The sequence below is a fragment of the Sphingomonas sp. CD22 genome (assembly GCF_034556155.1).
In the GTDB taxonomy this organism is placed as follows: domain Bacteria; phylum Pseudomonadota; class Alphaproteobacteria; order Sphingomonadales; family Sphingomonadaceae; genus Sphingomonas.
In genome coordinates this window covers 46581-69206 of sequence record NZ_JAYDYX010000013.1, presented here as the reverse complement: position 1 = coordinate 69206, position 22626 = coordinate 46581, and the positions used below count along the sequence as shown (strand labels likewise).

Here is a 22626-nt window from a genome sequence, read left to right as displayed (position 1 = left end):
GGAGTTGGGGAACGCGGAGTCGGCGCCGAGCGGCCGCTATTGGGTCTTTATTGACACTCGACTTCGCTCGGCGGCCTCCGGCCCTATCAGGCTCGCCTATCCCAACGCCTGGGTTTAGGGCGCTATGGGCGCTGGCAGCGGGCGCGGCTACCATCCTCTAACGATAACGTAACGCTTTGGCGTCAAGCGCGGCGCAGGGAGAAGCCTGTGCGACTATCGGTATCGGCGCGTGTATCAATTGCTTGCACGTCTGTGATCGTAATGGCGCTGACACTGCTGGCTATCGGCCTATCGGTTGGCAACAAGATTCATCAGGCTGACCTGCGCATTACACTTCTCAGTGATGCGCTCGGTCGAGAGGATCGACTGGACCAGGTACAGCGGCAATTGCGTCAGGACGTTGGCCGCCTGACCCGGGATGCCGAACACGGGGTGAAGGTACCCGACGCAAGATGGGCGGTACTGCACGAGCGGATCGCGCAGTTTAGACTGAGATCTTTGCAAGCTGCCCAGGCACCTGATCGTAGATTGGAATCTGGATCGGGTATCATTCAGGAGGGGCAGCAAGCCGTAACTGTGTTTGCTGCAGCCTCCGACCATCTAATCGAAACGAGCCGGTTAAACCCCTCCGGCATCAAAACGGCCATGCCACATTTCCTCGGTGCGCTAACGGCCTTGGAGATGAGCCGTAGTCAGGCGCGAAAGGAACTGACACTGGCGATCGGACTTGCAGCAGAAAGCAACCGACGCAACGGCCGTCGGGACATCATATCAGTGCTCCTCGGCGGACTTGGGATCGTTGCCATCATATTCAGTATGGCGATCTGGCTTCGGCGTAGACTGGTATTGCCGATAACGATCATGGCGGCGCGGCTGCGCGAGTTTCAGATAGGTGAAAGCGATCGAGACGTACCCGGTCTTGAGCGGCCCGACGAGCTCGGTGATCTGGCGCGCGGACTTCACGAATACCGTAAGGCTGTGGAGAGCCGCAGGACCGCCGAGCGCCGCGCAGAATTCCTCGCCAACCATGACATGCTGACTGGGCTTGCGAACCGCCTGCTGTTCGAGAACCGTCTTGCCCACGAACTCGGTCGCAGCGCGCGCACAGGTGACGTTGTAGCAGTGTTCGCGATCGACCTGGACGCGTTCAAGGCTATTAACGACCGATTGGGTCATGCGGGCGGAGACCGGGTGCTGAAGCGCACCGCGCAGCTGCTGTCTTCGTGCGTTCGCGGCGATGACTTGGTTGCCCGTATCGGTGGTGATGAATTCGCCGTCATCCAAGTAGCGCGCTCCCAACCAGCAGCCACGGAAACACTGATATCGCGCATCTTCAAGATGGCCTCCGCGCCGTCGGACGAGGGTGTAGCGATCAAGATGAGCGTCGGAGTAGCCCTCTCAGAGCCTGGACAGACCGGAGACGAGCTTCACGAGCTTGCGGATCTTGCGCTGTATCGTGCAAAGGCCGACGGCAGGAACACGGCGCGCATCTACAACAAGCATTTGAAGGACGAGGAAAGCCGGCGCGTGCGTCTCGCAAGAGACCTCGAGAATGCCGTTTCTGCCAACGAGTTCCGTCTAGCTTTCCAGCCGATCGCTGACGTGGTTTCGTTGAAGATCGTCGGGTATGAGGCACTTCTTCGCTGGCGGCACCCTATTCTTGGCGACATACCGCCGGACATCTTCATACCTATAGCCGAGTCGAGCGGGCTCATCAGGACTATCGGCTCATGGGTGATCGACAATGCACTCCGTGTTGCATCGACTTGGGACTCGAAACTATCACTGGCGATAAATCTATCGCCAATACAGTTTCGCTCCGACGGGCTTGTCACCGAATTATGCGATAGCGCACGGCGTTGGCGCGTCGCATTTGACCGACTGGAACTCGAGGTTACCGAAAGCGCGACACTCCTCGGCTTCCAAAGGGACAACGTTCTCGCGACCCTCGGGGAACTGGGAAAGTGCGGCGCGAAAATCGTGATGGACGACTTCGGAACAGGGCACTCGTCACTCAGTAATCTCAAGGAATTTACCTTCGACAAGATCAAGATCGACCGGAGCTTCGTGGCCACCATGCACGACAACGCGTCATCATCATCGATCGTCAAGGCGACGATCGGGCTTGGCAAAAGTCTGGGCCTCATTATCGTCGCCGAAGGGGTTGAAACCGAAGAACAGCTGTTTTTGTTGCAGCAGTGGGGGTGTGATCAGGTCCAGGGGTTCCTGATCGGCAAGCCAGCGGAACTTTGCAGCGTGGCATGCGTCGAAGCGGTGATTTGAAGAAAATGTAAAGACTTTGGGAGCTTTATGAGTTATTATTCGAGTGCTTGGTCACCACATGCCGTGATAACCCTCGACGTAGCACTTCCCCAAGAATTATCGCTTTTCCGCTGAGGATCAACGGCACAATCTCATTATGAATGAACATCTGAAGCTGGGAAGTGAGCAGGGCGTTGTGAGTGTCCGCAACTGGGTCCGAACGCCCGCCGGTCGCCAAGCCGAGATCCGCAGGTTAGAATGAACTTGAGATCAGAGCGAAGAGGGCACTACCGTCATAATCGAGCATGTTTCGCCTGACGCCTATGGCCTCCTCATTCTAGCACCTGAGATCGCCCTCGGTAGTGGATGGCTCGGGGGTGACAGGGTCGTTGGTCGCGCCGCCATCCGTGATCTGCTGATCAAGGCCGCTCGTTTCAACGAACAGGAGCGGAGGAGGCTAACCATCCATCTGCCTAGCAGGGCGATCACACTCCGGTTGGACGAAATTGAACGGCACTATGAAGCTTGAAACCGCCCGCACGGGCCGATGAATGAATGTCCGCTTCTGGATGGTGCTCCCAGCTCCCTGAATGACCGCATGTGGGTCGAGGCGGCCCGTCCGAAACTCCGTTTTTACTAACGCCTTACCTTCCCGAAACTTCGTCTCTGCGGGTAGTTTCGCGAAAGAGCTATTGGGAATATCACTCCCAGTGAAGGGATCAACGCGGTCGACCCCCGCCGCTTTCTCGTCGTGGGTTCCCAATCGGGAATGCACCGACTTTCCGATCGTCGCTTTCGGGAACGCTGCCAGGCCGAGAAGGTCAGACAATCCAGCGCCAGATGCCTGCGGGCCAGCCCGCGAGCGGAATGTGCGCCCATGTCGCTGCCAGCCATAATATGAGCCCGCCAGCCAGGGCATGGGTGCCGAAGCCGCCCGGTTTGGCGCGTCCGGCAATGATCGCTGCGATCGGCAGATAGCTGGTGCGCTCTATCCACGCCGACCAGCCCTGGGGATCGAGCGTAGCCTTCTTGTGATCTTGAAAGGCCGCCCCGACCAGTGACAGGACGATGATCGCGCCGGAAAGGATGATGTTCTTGGTCACGGGATAGATCAGGATATGCGCCACGCCCCAAACGGCGAAGGCCCACATCATTGGATGACGGGTCACGGCATACACACCTCGTGCCGAAGCTGTGGCTGCACTCGACTGCGCACCTACCAACGCTGGATTGCGCACCAGCGAGCCCATCAGCAGAACGGAGGCGAGCAGCATCAGGATCGTGGAAATCGCCCACAATCCTCCGCCGACCTCCCAGAGCAGCGGCGTAACCTCTGCCATCCGATACGCCCAGACGGTCGCGCCGAGCGTAGCGACGGCGACGAGCGAATAGACGCCCAGGAAGCCCTTTTCTCCCAATGCGGCGACGAGCGGCCGGCGCAAAGGATGGGACAACAAGAAATGCGTACCGACGAATGTGGTGACGGTCGCCAGAACAGTCTCGGCCCCATTCATTGTCAGCTTCCCCTTCGTGAAACGGTTGAGAATATCGTCAGAACTGGCGCTTGAGCCCGGCCTGGAACACGAAGCCGGGCATGTAGCGCCGCACGATGTGGAGCATGGCAGCATCGCGCCCGACGCGATAGCGCGGCTTTGGCGTGGCGCTGTTGAGTGCTTTTGCGATCGTCTCCGCGACGCGCTCGGGCGGAATGCCCTTGCCGACATTGGCATCGAACGAGGCGCCAGCCCTGTTGCGAAGATTAGTGTAGGCGTCGATCCGGGTCGCGGCTTCCGCCTTCTTGCCGCGCAGCTCGGTTTTGATGAAACCCGGCTGGATCAGCGAGCAGCGGATTCCGAACGGCGCGACCTCGAACGCGAGCGTATCGGTGTAGCCTTCGAGCGCGTGTTTCGCCGCCGAGTAGAAGGCGCTGAAAGGCGTCGGCAGGAAGCCGGCGATCGAGCCGGTGGTGACGATCCGTCCCGAGCCTTGCGCGCGCATGATCGGCAAAACCGCCTGGATCAGCCGATGGACGCCGAAGAAGTTGGTCTCGAACAGCGCGTGCGCCTCGGCCATGCTGGTCTCCTCGGCCGCGCCGACCATGTCGACGCCAGCGTTGTTGACGATCGCGTCGATCCGGCCGGTCCGTTTCATCACCTCCGCGACGCAGGCCGCGACACTTTCATCGCTGGTGACGTCGAGCGGGAGCGCGTCGGGGCCGTGACGCGCCGGGTCCGGCCGGCGCATGGTAGCGAAGACCTGCCAGCCCTGCGCCTTCAGCGCGGCGGCTGTGGCTTGGCCGATGCCGGTGCCGGCGCCAGTGACGATAACGGTGCGCTGCTGTGTCATGATGGTGTTCCTTGTTCGGACAGATTCAAGGGTGGTTGGCAGGATCAGGCGTCAATCCAGTGACCATGGAAACTGATCGGCACCGTTTCGCCCAAGCTCGATGACCGCGACCGGTCCGGCGGCGACATCGCGCGTGTCGAGTATTGCGAAGCCGGAGGTGCCACGCGTGACGTCAAGCGTCTGGGTGATCAGCCAACCCTCGTCGCGGTTGCCGTTCGGGTCGGCGGCGAAGACCGGCTCGCCGGCACAGACGTCAGCGCCGAAGTCAAACGAGGCGACGCTCCCGGTGCGGCGGCCATCGGCGATCTCCAGCCGCTGCACCACGCCGTCGCCGTCGAGCACCGTGCGCTTGGTCTGGCTATCGCGGCGGAAGCGGTCGGGACCATTGCGAAACAGCACGCCCGTAAGCTCCTCCGGCAGCTTGCCGCGTACCGTAATCTCCCCAACGGCGCGATCCTGCGTGTCCGCCCTCAGCGCGGTGAAGGTGGCGGGCATAGGCACGGTGGCTTCGTGGTGCAGTCCGAACATCGTGGTCTCCTAAGCCTGTGTTGACGCTGTCAATATGAAGTTATAACATTGACGCTGTCAACATGGTTCCGCTAGATCGGGCGAGAGGGAGAATCTCGTTGGCAAAAGCACCAGCCGCGCGCGGCTATCATCATGGCGATGCGCGCAATGCGCTGGTCACCGCAGCCGACGATTTGCTGGAGCAAGAAGGAGCTGCGGGCCTGTCGCTGCGTCAGGTCGCGGAACGCGCGGGCTTGTCGCGGCAGGCGCCGTACAATCACTTTGCGGACAAGGAGACGCTGCTTGCCGCCTTGGTGCTGAGCGGGTTCGAGCGGCTGGAAGCGGCGCTGCGCTCGGCCGCAAAATCCCTGACCGGCAATGTCGCGTTAGCTGCCTCGGCCGAGGCATACATCGGGTTTGCGCAAGGCTCGCCCGCGTTGTTCAGGCTCATGTTCGCGCGCGAACTGGTCGACCTCAGCAAATTCCCTGATGCCGGCGCTGCGGCAGCCAAGGCGTTCGGAGCGCTCGTTGCCGTCATCGAGGCGATGTCACCGGCCGATCTGGTCGAAGAGCTAAGTCTGGCGGCTTGGTGCCTCGTCCACGGCTACGCCACATTGTGCATTGAAGCGGCGATTGAGCACCCCGACCAACGCCACGCCCGATCTCAGCTTTTCGCTACGATCATCTCCGCATGTACCAACGTTGCGATCGGCCAACCGTCAGCCGAAGCGACACGAGGAGCCTGAGTCCGCGATCCCACGCATATGTCACAATCAAGGGAGAGCATGGTAGGACAAGTCGTCTGTCGATCCCACTTCATGCTCGTGTCAGGGGCTTGGGAAGCCAAGTCTCTTCCTGAAACTCGATCTTTTTTGGGAAGCTGACAGGGCAGCGGGCAGGGCCGAGGCTCAGCACCTCCCACGCTGCCAACATGAATGGATGGCAGAAGGTGGGGCGCCAAAGAGAGGCCGCGAATGACCGCATCTGGGTCATTACTACTTTTGGACGCCAAGCGGGTTGCAGGCTCTGGCCTCCGATCTGATCGTCGACGCCGCCCGCGTTAGCGGCGCATCACCGCCATGAGTGTAAGTCCCAACCGGGCAGCGAGCAGGGCGGACGAACGTGCAGCATCATCTCGGTCGGGAACATATTCCGCGATAACTGCTCCGACTATCGTGCCCCGCGCCATGAGACCGTCGAACAGAGCAAGCATATCCTCATAGTCGAGGCCTCCCGGCGTCGGCATCGCTACGGCAGGGAATACGGCCGGGTCTAGACCGTCGCAATCGATCGAGAGGACGAAGCGACCGCCAGGGGGAAGACGATCCAGAGCGGCATTGACTCCATCCCGATGCCACTGCCGACTGGTGATCAGCTTGCTGCCCCAGGCGCGAGCATCGTCATGCTGCCACACTTCGCCGCTGCCAAGGCCCCGAATACCGATTTGCAGTATACCTTCGACCCACGGCAACTCAGCGGCCCGACGCATCGGCGAGCCATATCCCATATTCTCCCCGCGGATTTCGTCGGCCCAGTCGACGTGGGCATCGACCTGCACGATCGTGACCGGACCATGTCCATCAAACCCGGCGAGGACGGGAATGGGCACGGAATCGTCTCCACCCAAGACAAGGGGGAACGCGCCCGCCGCGAGGATGCCGGCTGTCGCTGCCGTGATCCTGCTGCGGTTGCCGACGGCATCGCGGACACGCGTTTTGACATCGCCCAGATCTCTGCCGACCCATTTGATGGGGCGCTCTTCGGATAGCAAGGTTCGTCCTGTATCGAAGTCGTGCTGCTTGAGTTGACCAGCCAAGGCCTTCGACGCGGCTCGGATCGCGCCCGGTGCTTGTGCCGAATGGCTGGCGACAGCAGCGTCATAGGGTGTGGCCTCACTCGCGCCGAAAACCGCAACCTGCCCCGGTGCCAGATCGTCGAGCCGTCCAACAGGAAGGCCAGCGAAGGTCGGATATTCGAAATCAACAGCTTTGCTCATCAGCAACTAATGATCTCGCGCGAATCTTGTTGCGCACATGAGCCACGCCTCGTCAGCAATGAGCCGCTACCGACACCAGAGCTCAGATGAATGATCCGCCGACCCAGGAATGCGTTTAACGACGCGGAGCGGCCGCTGATGGTCCTATCACCCCGAGACAGCTATCTTCATGTCGTTACTCGTGGCCCTGATCGAGGACGTTGGCTCGTGCTCAAAACTTTCCGGCGCAAACGACAATAGCCAATTGCTTTGTCGTCGAAATGTTGTGCATACACAACGTATCGTAGCGAATCGGGTATTTGAAGCTATGCATAACAGGATTGCGGTCTTCCGCGCCGAGCATGGGTTGTCGCGTCGGCAGCTCGCGGAGGCTGTGGACGTCAATCCGCAGACGATCGGGTATCTTGAGCGTGGCGATTACAAGCCTAGCCTTGAGCTTGCCCTCAAGGTCGCAGGGGTGTTCAACGTGCCTGTCGAGATGATCTTCTCGCTCACCCCGTTCGAAGCGATCGCAAGTAGCCTGCGGCGGATAGGAGTGGAACAATGAGCAACCGGCAGCATCGTTTTCTCACATGGCTAGATCGCTCGGTGATGTGGACGGGTGTGCCCGCCATGGCAGCGGGAACACAGCGCAAGCGCCACCTGCGTTGGCCCCCGCTGCTGGCCTTGTTGGTTGCCAGTGCTGGGTTACTCTGGTGCGTTTTTCACCCGGGCCGCAGCTACTGGATTGGCTATTCACTGATCATGGTGGGCTTTTTCGTCGCCATTCTCATGCCAAACTGGGGGCCACTGCGTCGCTTCAGCGAGCGTGCGGACGAATTCGAGCGCCAGCAGCGGCGCGACTCTTTTCTAGTTGGATTTGCAACAGTGGCAGTGGCTGCGTTCGCAGGAATATGGCTCACGGTTGGCCTCCTCGCGATGCAGGTGTGGTCGACCCTTGTTGCTCAACAGGAACTTACCGCGCTCGCTTTTTACATGATGGCGTTGTTCAGTGCAGTGCCGACGCTTCACGCTAGTTGGCGCACGCGCCCGTTCAACGACGAGGAATAGCGCTGCTTACGACGGCTGACGAACGATACAGACCAGTCGCTTTCCCCATTAATGCGCTGCGTTCACTTAGGACGGCAGCTGCAGGCCTTCCGCTTCCGTGATGAACGACTGACGGAAGTTGGGAAGGGAAGAGGCAGCCTTGAATGACCGGATATGGGTCAAGACAGGCGACCGACGCCTTTGATCTGCCGGACAATCCCATTTAATGCCGCGGTGCAGCCCTGCGCCCGCCCGATATCGTGATCGGTGCTGGCTGAGCTCCAGAACATGTCGAGCGGCCAGCGTTCCGGGCAATGCGCGACAAGACAGCGTAGCGCGAGCCGGACTTCGACCGTGTCAACCTTGCCGTTGCCAGAACGCGCCGCTGCCCCGCGGAGGATATGGAGCGAAAGGTCGATGATGATCCGCTGGTGCCGCGACACCGATCAGTGGAAGTCGCGCGATTTCACCCGCACGACATCTTCCGGATCCATGCCGGTGCTATGCGGCGGCCAATAGCTGTCGCGAGGGCCGGGCTTCCAGCCGGCATCGCCGCGGTCCGGCGAGCCCGCATGCCGCGCGCCGTCGCCGCGCCCGGTCGCATGCGGGAAATCCATCTGCCCGACCTGCGCAAGCAGCGGTCCATGGTCGATGATCCGGTCGCAGATGACGTGGATCACCTGTCCCTCCTTTTGCACGCGACCCTTCATCCCGATCATCGCCGCCGACATCACGGTGCGACGCTGTGCCTCGAAGCGGTCGGGCCAGAGGATGCCGTTGGCGATCCCCGTCTCATCCTCGATGGTGATGAACAGCACGCCCTTGGCTGATCCGGGCTTCTGGCGGACGAGGATGATCCCGGCCACCTCGACGTGACGGCCGTCCTTGATGTTTGCGAGATCGGCGCAGCGTGTAATGCCCCGCCGGGTCAGATCCTGCCGCAGGAAAGCCAGCGGGTGTGCGCGCAGCGACAACTGAAGCGCGCGGTAATCCTCGACGACCTCCCGGCCGTCGGACAGGGGCCGCAGGCTGACGTCAGGCTCAAGCCCTTCCGGGCTGAACAGCGACTCGCGTGCATCGGCAGCGGCGAAGAGCGGCAAGGGCGCGTCGCCGAGGCCTTTCACCTTCCATAAGCCCTGCCGCCGGTTTTCGCCCAGCGCATGAAACGCGTCTGCCTCGGCTAACCGCTCGATGGCGGCGCGCGGCACGCCGGCGCGGCGCCAGACCTCCTCGACCGAGCCGAACGGCATCTGCCCGCGCGCGGTAACGATCGCCGCGCCATGCGCGTTGGCGAGGCCGCGGACCTGCCGCAACCCGAGGCGCACGGCGAGATGGCGGCCACGGCCCGGCTCCAGCGTGCAATCCCAGCGGCTGGCGTTGATGCAGGCGGGACGCACCTCGACGCCGTGGTCGCGAGCGTCGCGGACAACCTGTGCCGGCGCATAGAACCCCATCGGCTGCGCGTTGAGCAGCGCGGCGCAGAACACGTCGGGATGATGATGCTTCATCCAGCAGCTGGCATAGGCGATCTTGGCGAAGCTCGCCGCGTGGCTCTCGGGGAAGCCATAGCTGCCGAACCCTTCGATCTGCTTGAACGTGCGTTCGGCAAAGTCGCGAGGGTAACCGCGCTCGACCATCCCGCCGACCAGCTTGTCGAAGAAATGGCTGACCCCGCCGGTGAACTTGAACGTCGCCATCGCGCGGCGAAGCTGGTCCGCCTCGGCCGGCGTAAAGCCTGCCCCGACGATCGCGACCTTCATCGCCTGTTCCTGGAACAGCGGTACGCCGAGCGTCTTCTCGAGCACCGCGCGCAGCTCGGGCCGCGGATAGTCCGGCTTCTCGCGCCCTTCGCGGCGGCGGAGATAAGGGTGGACCATGTCGCCCTGAATGGGACCCGGCCGCACGATCGCCACCTCGATGACGAGATCGTAGAAGCGCGCCGGCTTCATCCGCGGCAACATGCTCATTTGCGCGCGGGACTCGATCTGGAAGGTGCCGAGCGTGTCGGCCTTCTGGATCATTGCATAGACGTCGGGATCGTCGTCCTGCAGGTCGGCCATGCCGACGCGGATGCCCTTGGCCTCCTCCAGAATGGTGAAGGCGCGGTTCATGCAGCCGAGCATGCCGAGGCCGAGCACGTCGACCTTCATGAACTTCAGCGCGTCGATGTCGTCCTTGTCCCATTCGATCACCTGCCGGTCGACCATGGCGGCGGGTTCGATGGGAACGAGATCGTCGAGCCGGTCATGCGTCAGCACGAAGCCGCCGGGATGCTGCGACAGGTGGCGCGGCGTGCCGATCAGCTTGCGGGCGAGATCGAGCGCCAGCCGCAGGCGGCGGTCCTCCATGTTGAGGTTGAGCTGCTGGACCTGTTTCTCGCCGACGCCTTCCTGGCTCCAGCCCCACACCAGCCCGGCGAGCGCCTTGGTGAGATCCTCGGGCAGGCCCAGCGCCTTGCCGACCTCGCGCACCGCGCCGCGCGCGCGATACCGGGTGACGACCGCAGTCAGTGCGGCATGGGTGCGGCCATAGGTTTCATAGATCCACTGGATGATCTCCTCGCGGCGCTCATGCTCGAAGTCGACGTCGATGTCGGGCGGCTCGCGGCGCTCGCCCGAGATGAAGCGCTCGAACAACAGCTCGTGCTTGATCGGGTCGATCGAGGTGATGCCGAGCATGAAGCAGACGCAGCTGTTCGCCGCCGAGCCGCGGCCCTGACACAGGATGCCGCGGCGCCGACTCTCCGCGACGATGCTGTTCACGGTCAGGAAGTAAGGCGCATAGGCGAGTTCGGCGATCAGCCGCAGTTCGTGATCGATCTGCGTCCGGTATTGCGCGGGCACGCCGTCGGGGAACCGGCGTTCCACGGCGGCCCCGGTAAGCTGTTCGAGCGCCTGTTGCGCCGTCAGCCCGTCGACGACGCGCTCGTCGGGATATTGGTAGCTCAACTCGCCAAGGTCGAAGGTGCAGCGGCTCGCGATCTCGGCGGTGGCGCGGATCGCGTCGGGGAAGGCGGCGAAGCGACGCTCCATCTCTTCCGGGGATTTGAGGTGCCGGTCGGCGTGGCGTTCGCGGCGATAGCCCAGCGTGTCGACGGTGCATTTCTCGCGGATCGCGGTGACGACGTCTTGCAGCAGCCGTGCGTCGGGCGCATGATAGAGGATGTCGCCGATCGCGACGGTCGCGACCCGTGCGTCGGCTGCCTGCCGGGCGAGGTCGTGCAGGCGCATCGCATCGTCGGGCCGCCGCCGGAAGGTGAGCGCGCAATAGCCGCGGTCCCCGAACACCTCGTGCAGATCGCCGAGATCGCTGCGGGTGGCGTCACCGGGCAGATCGGGCAGCAGGATGGCGATCAGCCCCGCGTTCCAGGTGACGACATCCTCCCACGCCAGCGCGCAGCCGCCCTTGCCGGCGCGCGACTTGCCGAGCGTAAGCAGACGCGTGAGGCGTGACCAGGCGGGCTTGTCGGTCGGGTAGAGCAGCAGCATGCGCCCGTCGTCGAGCCGCACCCGCGCGCCGGCGATCATCCGCACGCCGGTCGCTTTTTGTGCCTCCCAGCCACGCACCAGCCCGGCGACGCTGCCGAGATCGGTCAGCCCAAGCGCGGCATGACCGAGCAGCGCCGCGGCCGCGAACAGTTCGTCCGGACTGGAGGCACCACGCAGGAACGAGAAGTGGCTGGTAACCTGGAGTTCGACATAGGTCGTCTGCGTCGCCATCAGCCGAACAGCCCATGCAGATACCAGCTGAGGTCGCCGGTCGCGCCATCGACGCCATCGCCGCGGCGGAACAGCCAGAAGCGCGCGCCGGTATCGTCCTCGACGCGGAAATAGTCGCGCACCGCCCATAGCTCGCCGTCGCGCCGCCACCATTCGCCATGGATGCGCTCGGGGCCGTCGCCGGCGACGACGGCATGGACTTGGCCACGCCATGTGAAGCGCCGGGGCGGTGCGTCCGGCAGCAAGGCCAGCACGCCGACCAAGGGTTCGGGCCGGTTGAGGAGCCGCACCGGTCGCCGCCACGCGGGCCAGCCGGTCGGGGCAGCGAGCGGTGCGGTGCGACGGACGGCGCGCTCGGGCACGTCGCTCTCCACCGGTGCGGCGGTAAACAGAGCCGCATCACCCACGCGGCCGGCGATCTGGTCTACCAGCGTCGCGACATCCGGCGGCGCATCGTCGCCGGCGAGGCTGGCGACGAGCGCGGTCGCGCCGAGCGGATCGGTACGGGTGGCGGCGAGCCGCATCGTCTCGATGCCGTCGCCCGGATCGATCGTCTCGATCCTGAGGTGAAAGAGGCGGGCGAGATGGCCCGCGTCGCGCGTCGGTCGCGACGTGCCGATGGCGAGCCGCTGCTCGCTGCCGTCGATCCGCTCGATGACGAGCAGCAACGTGCGGGCGCCGGCGCCGCGCTCCTGCAGCAGCCCGATCATGTCGGCAAGAAGGTCGCGGGTGACGTGTTCGATCGCCTCGGCGGTGCCGATCGGCTCGAGCAGGCGGCGGCGCGCCAGCGGCGTCTCCTCCGGGACGACCGGCACGATCGGTTCCGCCACCCGGCCGAGCGCCTCGTCGAGACGGCGCACGCTGGCGAGCCCCAGCCGGCGCGCGAGGGGGCCGCGCGGCAGCGGCAGCAGATCGGCGATCCGGTCGAGCCCGAACCGCGCCGCGGCGGTGAGCGCCTCGGGCGTCAGGCGCAGCGCGGCGGGCGGCAGGCCGGCGAGCGCCTGCGCCTCGCCGCCGTTCGGGATGGCACTGATCGCGTCGCGCCCGAACCGTGCGAGCGCGTGCGCGGCGCCCGGCGTTCCCGCCACCGCAACGCGTGCAGTATAGCCGAAGCGCCGGCAGAAGCGGACCAGCCGCCGGCAAAAGCGCGCCTCGCCGCCATGAAGGTGCGCCGTACCGGTCAGCTCGATCCACAGTCCGTCCGCGCCACTTGCCGCGGCGGTGGGCGTCCAATGCCGCACCGCATGGAGCGCGAGGCTGTCGAGCACTGCGCGATCGGCGGCGGGATCGGCGGCACGCACGTCGAGCTCTGCCACCAGCGCGCGCGCCTGCGTCACCGCCATGCCGGGTATCAGGCCGAGCGAAAGCGCGGCTGGGCACGCGGCGGTGATGACGTGGCGTTGACCGGCCTGCTCGGCGAGGACCAGCGGCACCGCGTGCGCGACCGGCACGGCCACTGGCAGGGCCATGCGCGTGCTTCCTGCCGACACCGGTCGCTTGAACGGATGATCCGCCGCCTCGGAGCGCCGGCCGAGTTCGCGCATCGTCGGCTGCTGGTGGCGCGGCAGCGCCGCGGCCTGCTCCTCGATCGCTGCACGTGCGCCGTCGGCGCGCGCCCAGCGAGCGCCCGGGCGCCAGCCGCCGCCCCGCGGCACCGAACAGGCACCGGGGTCGTCGTCGACCGGCAGCGATGGCGCAGGCTGCCGTTCAGGCAGCGCGCGCGGTCGCTCGAGCCGGCGCAGTCGCTCGATGGCGAGTTGCGGCAGGTAGAGCGAGGCGACCCGTGTCATCGCATGCCTCCAGTTGCAGGGTAAAGGGAGGACCGCCGCGCTGGCGCGCGAGGTCGACGGTCCAGCGTGCCCGGCCGACGCCGGGGGCCGGCAGCCGCTCGGAGGGCGCGCAAGCGATCCGCCAGCGCGTCATCGCCGCGGACAGGTCGGACAGGGGCTCGACGCCCGCCTTGCGCCAGCGGCGCGCGAGCAGCGCCGGGGCGTTGCCGCTCATCGCAGCAAGCTGCAGCCGCCGTGTCGCGACCATATCGGCCCGCTTGACCTCGCCGACGACCGCGGCGAGGCCGCCGTGGCGCAGGCCGTCTTCCATGACGGCGAGCACTTGTTTGTCGTCGCGTGCCTCGACGAACAGCAGCGTCGCCGGGTCGAGCCCGGCCTGCTCCAGACCGGGGGCATAGAGGTCGAAGCGGGTCAGCGCCCAAAGCACGCGCTTGCCGGACCGCGCCGCAGCGCGTGCGGCGATGCCGACCGAAAACAGCGTCGCCGCGGCATCGTCGGTCAGCGTCGGCGTCGCCGGCGACACCTCGTGCAGGCCGCCCAGCACGAGTCCGCCCTCGGCGAGCCGCGTGTCGAGCGCTTCGATGTCAAAGGGTAGAACCGCCAGCTTCGGCCCGCGCACGGCACCCAGCTCCTCGCGCAAGCGAGCCAGGGCATCGTCGGGTTGGGGGTTAGCGGACATGGCTGTTGCGACTCATCTGTTCGCTATATGTTCCAGAATTGTTGACGAAGGGTCAAGGCGTTACGGGAGGGATTCGGTGAACCGAAACGGGATCGACGCTGCCGGGTCCGCAGCTCCGACGGGGGGAGCGCGCGCGGACTACGACCATGTCGGACGCCGCCTGCGCACGCTCGAGCAATGCGCGCTGTACAAGCGGACGTTGCGCCTGACCTGTCCGCGTTGCGGTCATGTTCGGGTGCTGGATGCGGTATGCCTGTGGTGGATGTTCAACCGCCGCGGCTGGGACGATGGCCTGCCCGCCGTGGCAGCCCGCCTTTGCTGCGCCGGCTGCCGTGAGCAGAAAGCAATAGCGCGACCGCGCGTCACGGTCGGTCGCGAACCGCCGACCGGCGCGCCGCTGCCCTATCCGGACGAGGCGACGTGGAAGAAGCTTGTCTCGCGCCATCGCTCGTGATCGAAGACGAAGATGTGCAATCTCTATAACTTGAAGGTCGATCCGCGCGGCTATTTCGATGCGCTCGCCGCGGTCGACGACGCGGCCAACGTGCTGGGGATCGAGAAGGACTATGCCGCCCCCGGCAAGCCCGGCTATGTCGTGCGCTACGAAGATGGCCACCGCGTGCTGAGCACGATGCGCTGGGGCTTCCCGACACGGAAACCCCGCAAGCGTGCCGCTCGCGAGGGGGAACTGCCGTTCCTCTACGACTGGTGGACCAACGCCCGCAATCTGCACAATAATTTGTGGAAGCCCTGGCTGTTGCGGACCGAGCATCGCTGCCTCGTGCCCTTCACCCGCTTCGCCGAACCCAAGGCTGTCTCGGACAGGCAGGGGCCGGGCGACACCAACTGGTGGTTCACCGTCGAGGACCAGCCGGTGCCGTGCTTCGCCGGACTGTGGAAGGTCGATGCCGACCACGCCCGCGTCTATGCCTTCTGCACCACCGAGCCCAATCCGCTCGTCGCGCCGAAACACCCCAAGGCGATGCCGGTGATCCTGCTCGCCGAGGACCAGGAACGCTGGCTGACCACGCCGGTCGAGGAGGCGCTGACGCTGCTCACCGCCTATCCTTCGCAGTTGATGCAAGTCGCCTGACCGATGGCCCGCAATCGCTATTACGACGGCCCGCCGAGCGATCACTTCGACGGCATCCGCTTCTTCAATCCCGGTCAGGCAAGCACCGATCGCGGCCTCTCCGACATGCTGCGCTGGAAGCTCGGCGGCCGTGCGGCAAAATGGCCAGCGTCGGTGCTGACCGTCCCGGCCATACCCGAGGCACGCGTCGACGGGCTCGCATCACGATGGTCGGCCATGCCTCGCTGCTGATCCAGGCCGCAGAGGGATTTAGAGAGCTATAGCGTAGACATAGTGCTCATCCGGGTCTGGCGCGGCCCGCCACTTACTTGCTTCCTACAGTCTGAATTGGCCCGTCCCCCGGGTCGCGACGTATCGGTTGCCTGCGGTGGCCGTGGACAAAACGGGTACAAATGGTTAACGGCCGCGGATGGCGGCATCCTTGTTTCTCCTTCTGGCGGTGGTGTTGGCGTTTGCCGGGGGGAGCGGGCCGTGGATCATGATCGGGACGATCGTGCTGGCGGCAGCGGCGGGGACGCGGTTGCCCGATCTCGACACGCCGTTGCGGCTGCGGCATCGCAGCGCGCTGACGCACGGTATCCTGCCACTCGCGGTCGCGCTGCTCGATCAGCGGACATGGCCGGTCGCGGCGGGGCTGGGGTTCGGGATCGGCTTTCATCTCGCGGCGGATCTGTTTCCGAGCACGATGCGGGGTTATGCGACGATCAAGCTGCCATTGTGGGGTTCGATCGGCGTGGTCCCGTCCTATCTGTGGATCGTGGTCAACACGGCCGCCAATCTGATCGGCGGGATCATCATGCTGGAGCGGATCGCGACGCATCGGGTGGTCGCCGGCGCGCTGGCGGCGACCGGCGTGCTCGGCGCGGCGTATCTCCTGCGGGCGCAGGGCGGGTGGCCGGCACTGGCGATCCTGGCGCTGCTCGGCTGGCTGATGACGCGATAGCGCCGCCGCCCTGTGGCGCGGTCAGCGCAGGCGGGCGTGGTTGCGGTGCGCGGTGCGGATCAGGTTGCTGAAGATCAGGCGGACGAGGTCGACCTGCCGGTTGCTGCCGGTCTTAACGAACACCTGCTTGAGATAGCCGCGCGCGGTGCTGACCTTGACGTGGAGCGACTGCGCCGCCGCCGCAAGCGTCTGGCCCGAGGCGAGCAGGCAGGCGAGCTCGGTCTCGACCCGCGACAGGCGGAACAGCTTGCAGACCGGCTCGGCGAGTTGGTGGATGTCGAGCCCGGGATCGACGAAGAACAGGAGCGCGCCGCCTTCGTCGGGCGTTTCCGTCGAGCGCGGTGCGCAGACGAACGACGTCACCAGCGGCGGGCCGTGGTCGCGGTGCAGCATCAGCAGCGACATCGGCTCGAGCGCCGCGGTCGATCCCGAATGCGCCAGCACATGGCCGACCGCGGTGGAGAAGGCGCCGGCGTCGCCGCGATGCGTCGCCTGCACCTGGCCGCGGTGTTCGCGGATGCCGTCCTGCCGGTCCATCAGCACCCGCGCGGCATCGTTGGCGAAGACGATCTGCCCGTCGCCGGACAGCAGCACGATGCCGATCGCGATGAGGTTCAGCCCGGCGCTCACCCCCTCCGCGACGCGCCGCTCCAGCCGGGTCGATTGCCACAGGCGGAGATAGGCGGAGACGCTGGGCCATTCGCGCAGGCACGCGCGCTCGATCTCCGCGCGGCGGCCCTCGTCGACGTCGGCGAAGATCACATTGACGAAGATGGCGGCGTGGCCCGGCGTGTGCGGGACCGGGATCACCAGCGCGGCGGCGTCGTGCGGCGGCGCGAGCCGCTCGCACCAGACCGGCGCCGGCGGCCTGTGCCCCGGCGCGCAGTCGATCTGGTCGGCGATGCGCAGCAAGGGCGCCGCGAAGGTGTCGCCGAGGCCGGCGGCGGCGAGGCAGCTCGGCATCCCCTGGCGCGGCGAGCCGGTCAGCGCCCAGCCGTCGGCACCGAGCGTGCGGGCGAAATGGCCGGCGATCAGGGCGATGTCGTCTGCGGTGGAGGTCGGCTGGTCGTCGGTGTCCAATGTGATGCGGGCGATACGGTCGGCAACCGGTGCCGGCCCCGCCCTTGAATATAGCGTGCCCTGCTCGTCGTATGGCCGCAACACATCGCTGCGCAGCGCGGCCGTACGAAAGAGCAAGGGCAGATCTCTGTCTGCCGCCACCGAATCACCTCTCCATGCGTCGACCCGTTCGACTCTCGCCAGGCCTGTCTTTTTTACGCCGACTCATCGGTTGATTATTGACGCGCACGATAACTCATTTTGAAACAACAACAATAGGACGAATTTACCCCCTGTTTGGGGGTAAAGGCGGCCCCCAAACGGGCGGGATGATGAGTGGCAAAGGGGGGTAATCGTGAACGCAGCATTAACCCTATGAGTCGATCCGGCTCGGCCAGCAGCAGCATTGCCGGGCTTACCAGGATCGCCGGGGGTTACCGGCCAACAAGGGATGCCTGCCATGAAATCGCGCCTTCTGATCGCCGCATCACTCCCCGTCTTGGCATGGACCGCCTCGGTTCAGGCGCAGACGACCCAGCCGGGCTCCACCTATTCCACGACGACGACCAACACCGGCACCGCCGCGGGCGGCGACGCGGCCAACGGCTCGTACAATGCCGACAATTCGCGCGTCGACACCAACAGCTCGACCAACACCGATGCGTCGAACCGCTCGCTGACCTACAGTTACGCGTCGAACAAGGCGGTGACCGACAATACGACGCTCACCCACGCCGATACGGACAGTTCGGTCAACGACAGCAACAACACGGCGACCAACACCGACGCATCGAACCGCTCGACGACCGATGCATCGAACCGTTCGACGACCAACACCAACAATTCGATGAACGACAGCAACAACACCGCGACCAACACCGCCACCGACGCGTCGAACCGCTCGACCACCAACACCGACAATTCGAACCGCTCGCAGACCTCGATGGACAGCAGCGGGGCATCGGGCGCGCAGGTCGCCGCCAACAACGGCAGCACCGCGACGGACAGCCGCAACCAGTCGGTGACCAGCACCGACAATGCCGACCGGTCGTACACCGACAATTCGGACCGCTCGACCACGACGCACACCAGCACCACCAATTCGGCGGCAAGCGGCGCGCAGGTCGCGGCCAACAACGGCGCCAGCGCATCGGACAACCGCAACCAGTCGGTCACCAACACCGACAATGCCGACCGGTCGTACACCTATAACGACAATGCCGATCGCTCGACGGTGAACACCGACAATTCGGACCGCTCGACCACCAACACGACGCGCACCTCGTCCGCTTCGGGCGCACAGGTCGCCTCGAACGGCAGCGGCTCGGCGACCGACAGCCGCGATCAATCCGACAATTCGCACACGTCCAACACGACGACCAACACCGACAATTCGGATCGCTCGACCAACACGTCGACCAGCAGCGCGTCGGGCGCACAGGTCGCCTCGAACGGCAGCGGTTCGGCGACCGACAGCCGCAACCAGTCGACCACCGACAATTCCGACCGGTCGGACCGCTCGCAGAACAGCTCGGCGACGGGCGCGCAGGTGGCCGCGAGCAACGGCAACGCCACCGACAGCCGCAACCAGTCGACCAACGACAATTCGGATCGCTCCAGCCGCAACACCGCGCGCAACGAGGGCAGCGGTTCGGTCGCGACCGGCGGCGACGCCACCTACGCCGACAGCTCGTCGCGCAGCACCGGCTATGCCACTGCGGGCACCGGCGCCGCGTCAACCTCGAACGTGTTCGGCGCGAGCGCGGTCGTCTCGTCGGCGACGCTCGCCAGCTACGTCACCGGCGTCCGTGTCGATTACAACCAGACGCCGGGCGGCGCGAGCGGCGCGGTCGACAACAGCCTGACCACCGGCGACGGCGCGTTCCAGAACCTCGCCGGACTGCAGTCGCTCAACATGAACACCGGCGCGGGTGCATCGCAGAACTCGGCGGTCAACGTCAGCGTCTCGGCCGGGTCGATCAACCTCGGTCAATAAGCCGCACGGCGGAGGGGGTGGCGGTGCCGCCCCCTCCTTTTCCATCGATCGATAGGGAGACCCAGCCATGCGTATTCTCTTCATCGGCCCCGCGCTGCTGATGGTCGCGACGCCCGCCCTCGCCGGCGCACAGGCGGTGCCACCGGCGCCGGCGGCGAGCCCGTTCGACGCGGCGAAGCCGGTCGACGACAGCGCGCTGCATGCGGTGACCGGCCAGTCCGACCTGTCGCAGGTGATCCGCGCGCAGAACACCGGCGTGGTCAGCGGCAACAGCGTCAACGGCCATTCCGAAACCGGGACGATCAGCTTCGATTCCAGCGCGTTCCAGAACCTCAACGGACTGTCGCTGCTGAGTGCGAACACCGGGAACAACGTGTCGATCAATTCGTCGCTGAACGTGAACGTCGCGATCAACCAATGACGCGCGTGGCGATCGGTCTGGCGCTGGCGACGATGGCGGCGGGATGCACCGGCATGCCGCTGCCCGAAGGGGGCAACGGCGTGAACTTCTCGCCGACGCTCAACTTCGCCACGCCGGTGACCAGCCTGATCGGCCGCCGGTTCGAGACGGTGGTGCGCCAGCAATATGACTTCAGCTGCGGCTCGGCGGCGCTGGCGACGCTGCTGCGCTATCATTACGACGATCCGCAGAGCGAGCAGAGCGTGTTCCTCGGCATGTTCCGCGACGGCGATCAGGCGCAGATTCGGCGGCTGGGCTTCTCGCTGCTCGACATGAAACGCTATCTGGCGGCGCGCGGCATCGCCGCGGACGGCTTCAAGGTCAGCGTCGAACAGATCGCCAGGGCGGGGATACCAGGCGTCGCGTTGATCAACTTCGACGGTTATCGCCACTTCGTCGTCGTCAAGGGGATCGACGACCAGACGCTGCTGCTCGGCGACCCCTCGCTCGGGCTGCGGCGCGAGACCATCCGCCGGTTCGCGAAACAGTGGAACGGCGTGTTCTTCGTGCTGAGCGGCCGCAACGCGATCGGCCAGTCGCATTTCAACATGGCCGCCGATCTGATCCGCGCGCCGCACGGCCGTCCGTTCCTGACCGCCGATCCGCTGGAGAGCGCGCAACTGGCGCTGACCCGCCCGCAATTGGGAGAGTTCTGACATGCCGATCGCCTTGCTGATCGCCGCGGCGCTCGCCGGTGCCGCCGGGCCGGGTGACGATCCGCCCGCGGTGCCCGATGCGGAGCTGGCGACGATGCGCGGCGGGCTGCTGCTGCCCAACGGGCTGAACGTCGCGATCGGTATCGACATCCAGACGCGGATCGACGGCGTGCTCGCGCTCCACACCATCTATTCGAGCGAAGGGCCGAACGCCGGCGTGCGCGTCTATACCGACGGGACGACCAGCCCCAGCGCGGTGCCCGGCACCGTCACCGTCGCGACCGGCGATCCCGATTGGCCGACCGTCTCGGTCTCGCGGACGCCGACCGGCACGACGGTGACCGCGCCGGGACCGGACGCGCCGGCCAGCGTCAACATCGTCGCCGGTCCCGCGACGGGCTGGCTGGATGCCGCCGGCCAGACGCTGGTGCCGGTCACCGCCAACGGTCCGGCGGTGGCGGCGAGTTCGGGCAGCGTGCGGCTGACCAGCGACGATCGCGGGACGCAGGTCGCGCTCGTCACCCCGGCGACCGAGATCCGCCATCTCGTCGGCCAGGCGACCGGCGCGGTCATCGCGAATACCGGCAACGATCGTGCGATCGATACGGTCAGCACGATCAACGTCAATCTGGTCGGGCTGCCGGTCGCGCTGATGAACGGCGTGCTGCTGGTCAACCGGATCGCGACCGACGCCGCCGGACAGCGCTGAACCAAGACACTAGAGGGGATCACCATCGATGCGACCGGCCGTCTGCCATGCGTTTCTTCCACTCGGCCTGATCGCGCTGCCGGCATCGGCACAACAGACGGTGTCACCCGCCGCTGCCGCCGTGCCCGCCGCCGCGGTCGACGGCACCGACGATCTGCGCCGCACCCTGGCCGGCGAACGGCAGGAGCTGGAGCGGCAACAGCGGGCGCTGGACGAACAGCGCGCGCGTATCGACCGGCTCGAAGCGCGCCTGTCCGGGCGGAGCGAGCCCGATCGGCAGGTCGCGCAGACCGCGCTGCCGCCGGGCGGCGTGCCTTTGCCCGCGTCGCCGCCGCCCGCGCCGCCGCGCAGCGCATCCGCGGGACCGCAGGTGCAGACGGTCGGCGAGGCGCCGTCCGACCAGCGGCAGGTGCAGGTCGCGGTTCTCGCCGAACAGGGCGGCATCATCACCAAGGCGGGTCGCGCCACCGTCGAGGTCAATTTCGAATATGCCCGCGCCGATCGCAATCAAGTGGTGTTCCGCGGCGTGCAGATCCCGGAGGCGGTGCTGATCGGCGTGTTCGACATCAACGAAAGCCGGCAGGACGTGCTCACCGTCGGCACGGTCGGACGGCTGGGGCTGACCAGCCGGCTTGAGATCAACGGCCGGCTGCCGTTCGTCTATCGGTCGGACAAGTCGGTGCTGGCGCCCGTCGCCAACCCGAGCCAGCCCAATGCCGGGCAGCTCGACCGGCCGGTGAGTGGCGCCGACATCGGCGATATCGACTTCGGCCTTCGCTATCAGATCACCGACGGTCGCGATGGCGCACCCTATCTGATCGCCGGCGTCCAGGCGGTGTCACCGACCGGGACCGATCCGTTCAAGGTGCGGCGCGACGCGCTCGGCAATGCGCTGAAGGGGGCGACCGGCGCCGGATTCTGGGGCGTGACGCCGAACCTGACCGCGATCCTGCCGACCGATCCCGCCGTGCTGTTCGCGACGCTGGGCTATACCTACAATTTCGCCCGTGACATCAACCGGCAGATCGGCGCGGCCTATATCGAGCGCGTCGCGCCGGGCAATCAGCCGTCGGCCAGCGCAGGAATCGCGATCGCGCTCAACCCGCGCACGTCGATCAGCCTCGGCTATGCGCAGACCTGGGCGCTGGGCACCAAGACGCGGGTGCGCGCATTGAACCAGACGACGCAGGCGCTGGGCGAGGCGATGACCGCGGAAAGCCGCGACCTGCAGATCGGACGGCTGCTGTTCGGCGTGAGCTACCGCACCTCGCCCTCGACGACGCTCAACTGGAACGTCGAGGTCGGCGCCACCGACGATGCCGCCGATGTCCGCACGACGCTGCGCATTCCGTTCACCTTCACCGCATATTGATCCGCGGATC

Annotated in this window: 22 protein-coding genes; 13 read left to right on the top strand and 9 right to left on the bottom strand. The window is 65.7% G+C overall.

What is annotated here, in order from left to right:
- The first annotated feature begins 261 nt into the window (after nt 1-261).
- Entirely contained in the window at nt 262-2283 is a 2022-nt protein-coding gene (locus SFC76_RS18790; RefSeq protein WP_322850939.1) for a putative bifunctional diguanylate cyclase/phosphodiesterase, read from the top strand.
- A gap of 800 nt (nt 2284-3083) precedes the next feature.
- Here the strand turns inward: SFC76_RS18790 and SFC76_RS18785 are convergent.
- Genes SFC76_RS18785 through SFC76_RS18775 form a run of 3 tightly spaced genes read right to left on the bottom strand, consistent with a single transcriptional unit; the run spans nt 3084 to nt 5136 of the window.
- Complete coding sequence (locus SFC76_RS18785) at nt 3084-3776, bottom strand: NnrU family protein (protein ID WP_322850938.1); 693 nt, start codon at nt 3774-3776, stop codon at nt 3084-3086.
- 37 nt (nt 3777-3813) lie between these two features.
- Nucleotides 3814-4608, bottom strand: a complete 795-nt coding sequence (locus SFC76_RS18780; protein WP_322850937.1) for an SDR family NAD(P)-dependent oxidoreductase — start codon at nt 4606-4608, stop codon at nt 3814-3816.
- A gap of 51 nt (nt 4609-4659) precedes the next feature.
- Nucleotides 4660-5136 (bottom strand): carotenoid oxygenase family protein, encoded by a 477-nt coding sequence (locus tag SFC76_RS18775; RefSeq protein WP_322850936.1) that lies wholly within the window; start codon nt 5134-5136, stop codon nt 4660-4662.
- A gap of 98 nt (nt 5137-5234) precedes the next feature.
- Between SFC76_RS18775 and SFC76_RS18770 the strand changes: the two genes are divergently transcribed.
- A complete protein-coding gene (locus SFC76_RS18770; protein WP_322850935.1) occupies nt 5235-5861 on the top strand; it encodes a TetR/AcrR family transcriptional regulator in 627 nt (208 codons plus the stop codon).
- Between the two features lie 314 nt (nt 5862-6175).
- Here SFC76_RS18770 and SFC76_RS18765 read toward each other — a convergent pair whose 3' ends face one another.
- Nucleotides 6176-7111: an arginase family protein gene (locus SFC76_RS18765; protein ID WP_322850934.1), complete on the bottom strand. Its 936-nt coding sequence runs from the start codon at nt 7109-7111 to the stop codon at nt 6176-6178.
- 181 nt (nt 7112-7292) lie between these two features.
- Here SFC76_RS18765 and SFC76_RS18760 point away from each other — a divergent pair, with 181 nt between their 5' ends.
- Together SFC76_RS18760 and SFC76_RS18755 are read left to right on the top strand one after the other, a co-directional pair.
- Nucleotides 7293-7658 (top strand): helix-turn-helix transcriptional regulator, encoded by a 366-nt coding sequence (locus SFC76_RS18760; protein WP_322850933.1) that lies wholly within the window; start codon nt 7293-7295, stop codon nt 7656-7658.
- Nucleotides 7655-8161 carry a hypothetical protein gene (locus SFC76_RS18755; RefSeq protein WP_322850932.1) on the top strand — a complete coding sequence of 169 codons (507 nt, stop codon included), beginning with the start codon at nt 7655-7657 and terminating at the stop codon, nt 8159-8161. The genes SFC76_RS18760 and SFC76_RS18755 overlap by 4 nt, the downstream gene beginning before the upstream one ends.
- Before the next feature lie 158 nt (nt 8162-8319).
- Here SFC76_RS18755 and SFC76_RS18750 read toward each other — a convergent pair whose 3' ends face one another.
- From SFC76_RS18750 to SFC76_RS18735, 4 genes are read right to left on the bottom strand one after another with little or no spacing between them, the layout of a single operon-like run.
- Nucleotides 8320-8583, bottom strand: coding sequence for a hypothetical protein (locus SFC76_RS18750; protein WP_322850931.1), 264 nt, complete (start codon nt 8581-8583; stop codon nt 8320-8322).
- A 3-nt stretch (nt 8584-8586) separates the two neighbouring features.
- Complete coding sequence (locus SFC76_RS18745; protein ID WP_322850930.1) at nt 8587-11859, bottom strand: error-prone DNA polymerase; 3273 nt, start codon at nt 11857-11859, stop codon at nt 8587-8589.
- The gene (locus SFC76_RS18740; protein WP_322850929.1) at nt 11859-13649 is read right to left on the bottom strand and encodes a DNA polymerase Y family protein; all 1791 of its coding nucleotides are present in this window, start codon (nt 13647-13649) and stop codon (nt 11859-11861) included. The genes SFC76_RS18745 and SFC76_RS18740 overlap by 1 nt, the downstream gene beginning before the upstream one ends.
- Entirely contained in the window at nt 13567-14268 is a 702-nt protein-coding gene (locus tag SFC76_RS18735) for a protein ImuA (protein ID WP_322850928.1), read from the bottom strand. The genes SFC76_RS18740 and SFC76_RS18735 overlap by 83 nt, the downstream gene beginning before the upstream one ends.
- 58 nt (nt 14269-14326) lie before the next feature.
- Here SFC76_RS18735 and SFC76_RS18730 point away from each other — a divergent pair, with 58 nt between their 5' ends.
- The 4 genes from SFC76_RS18730 to SFC76_RS18715 all read left to right on the top strand — a co-directional run bounded on the left by SFC76_RS18730 (nt 14327) and on the right by SFC76_RS18715 (nt 16364).
- Nucleotides 14327-14782, top strand: a complete 456-nt coding sequence (locus tag SFC76_RS18730; protein ID WP_322850927.1) for a hypothetical protein — start codon at nt 14327-14329, stop codon at nt 14780-14782.
- Nucleotides 14783-14794: 12 nt separating this feature from the next.
- The gene (locus SFC76_RS18725; protein ID WP_322850926.1) at nt 14795-15421 is read left to right on the top strand and encodes an SOS response-associated peptidase family protein; all 627 of its coding nucleotides are present in this window, start codon (nt 14795-14797) and stop codon (nt 15419-15421) included.
- A 3-nt stretch (nt 15422-15424) separates the two neighbouring features.
- Nucleotides 15425-15652, top strand: coding sequence for a hypothetical protein (locus SFC76_RS18720; protein ID WP_322850925.1), 228 nt, complete (start codon nt 15425-15427; stop codon nt 15650-15652).
- Nucleotides 15653-15899: 247 nt separating this feature from the next.
- Nucleotides 15900-16364: a hypothetical protein gene (locus SFC76_RS18715; protein ID WP_322850924.1), complete on the top strand. Its 465-nt coding sequence runs from the start codon at nt 15900-15902 to the stop codon at nt 16362-16364.
- Between the two features lie 21 nt (nt 16365-16385).
- On the opposite strand, the gene SFC76_RS18710 is transcribed toward SFC76_RS18715, so the two are convergent.
- Entirely contained in the window at nt 16386-17561 is a 1176-nt protein-coding gene (locus SFC76_RS18710; RefSeq protein WP_322850923.1) for a hypothetical protein, read from the bottom strand.
- A gap of 322 nt (nt 17562-17883) precedes the next feature.
- On the opposite strand from SFC76_RS18710, the gene SFC76_RS18705 reads away from it, so the two are divergent.
- The 5 genes from SFC76_RS18705 to SFC76_RS18685 all read left to right on the top strand — a co-directional run bounded on the left by SFC76_RS18705 (nt 17884) and on the right by SFC76_RS18685 (nt 22616).
- Nucleotides 17884-19419, top strand: coding sequence for a hypothetical protein (locus tag SFC76_RS18705; RefSeq protein ID WP_322850922.1), 1536 nt, complete (start codon nt 17884-17886; stop codon nt 19417-19419).
- A gap of 67 nt (nt 19420-19486) precedes the next feature.
- Entirely contained in the window at nt 19487-19840 is a 354-nt protein-coding gene (locus tag SFC76_RS18700) for a hypothetical protein (RefSeq protein ID WP_322850921.1), read from the top strand.
- Nucleotides 19837-20535 (top strand): C39 family peptidase, encoded by a 699-nt coding sequence (locus SFC76_RS18695; protein WP_322850920.1) that lies wholly within the window; start codon nt 19837-19839, stop codon nt 20533-20535. The genes SFC76_RS18700 and SFC76_RS18695 overlap by 4 nt, the downstream gene beginning before the upstream one ends.
- A gap of 1 nt (nt 20536) precedes the next feature.
- Nucleotides 20537-21244, top strand: coding sequence for a hypothetical protein (locus SFC76_RS18690; RefSeq protein WP_322850919.1), 708 nt, complete (start codon nt 20537-20539; stop codon nt 21242-21244).
- A gap of 28 nt (nt 21245-21272) precedes the next feature.
- Complete coding sequence (locus SFC76_RS18685) at nt 21273-22616, top strand: hypothetical protein (RefSeq protein WP_322850918.1); 1344 nt, start codon at nt 21273-21275, stop codon at nt 22614-22616.
- Nucleotides 22617-22626: the final 10 nt, after the last annotated feature.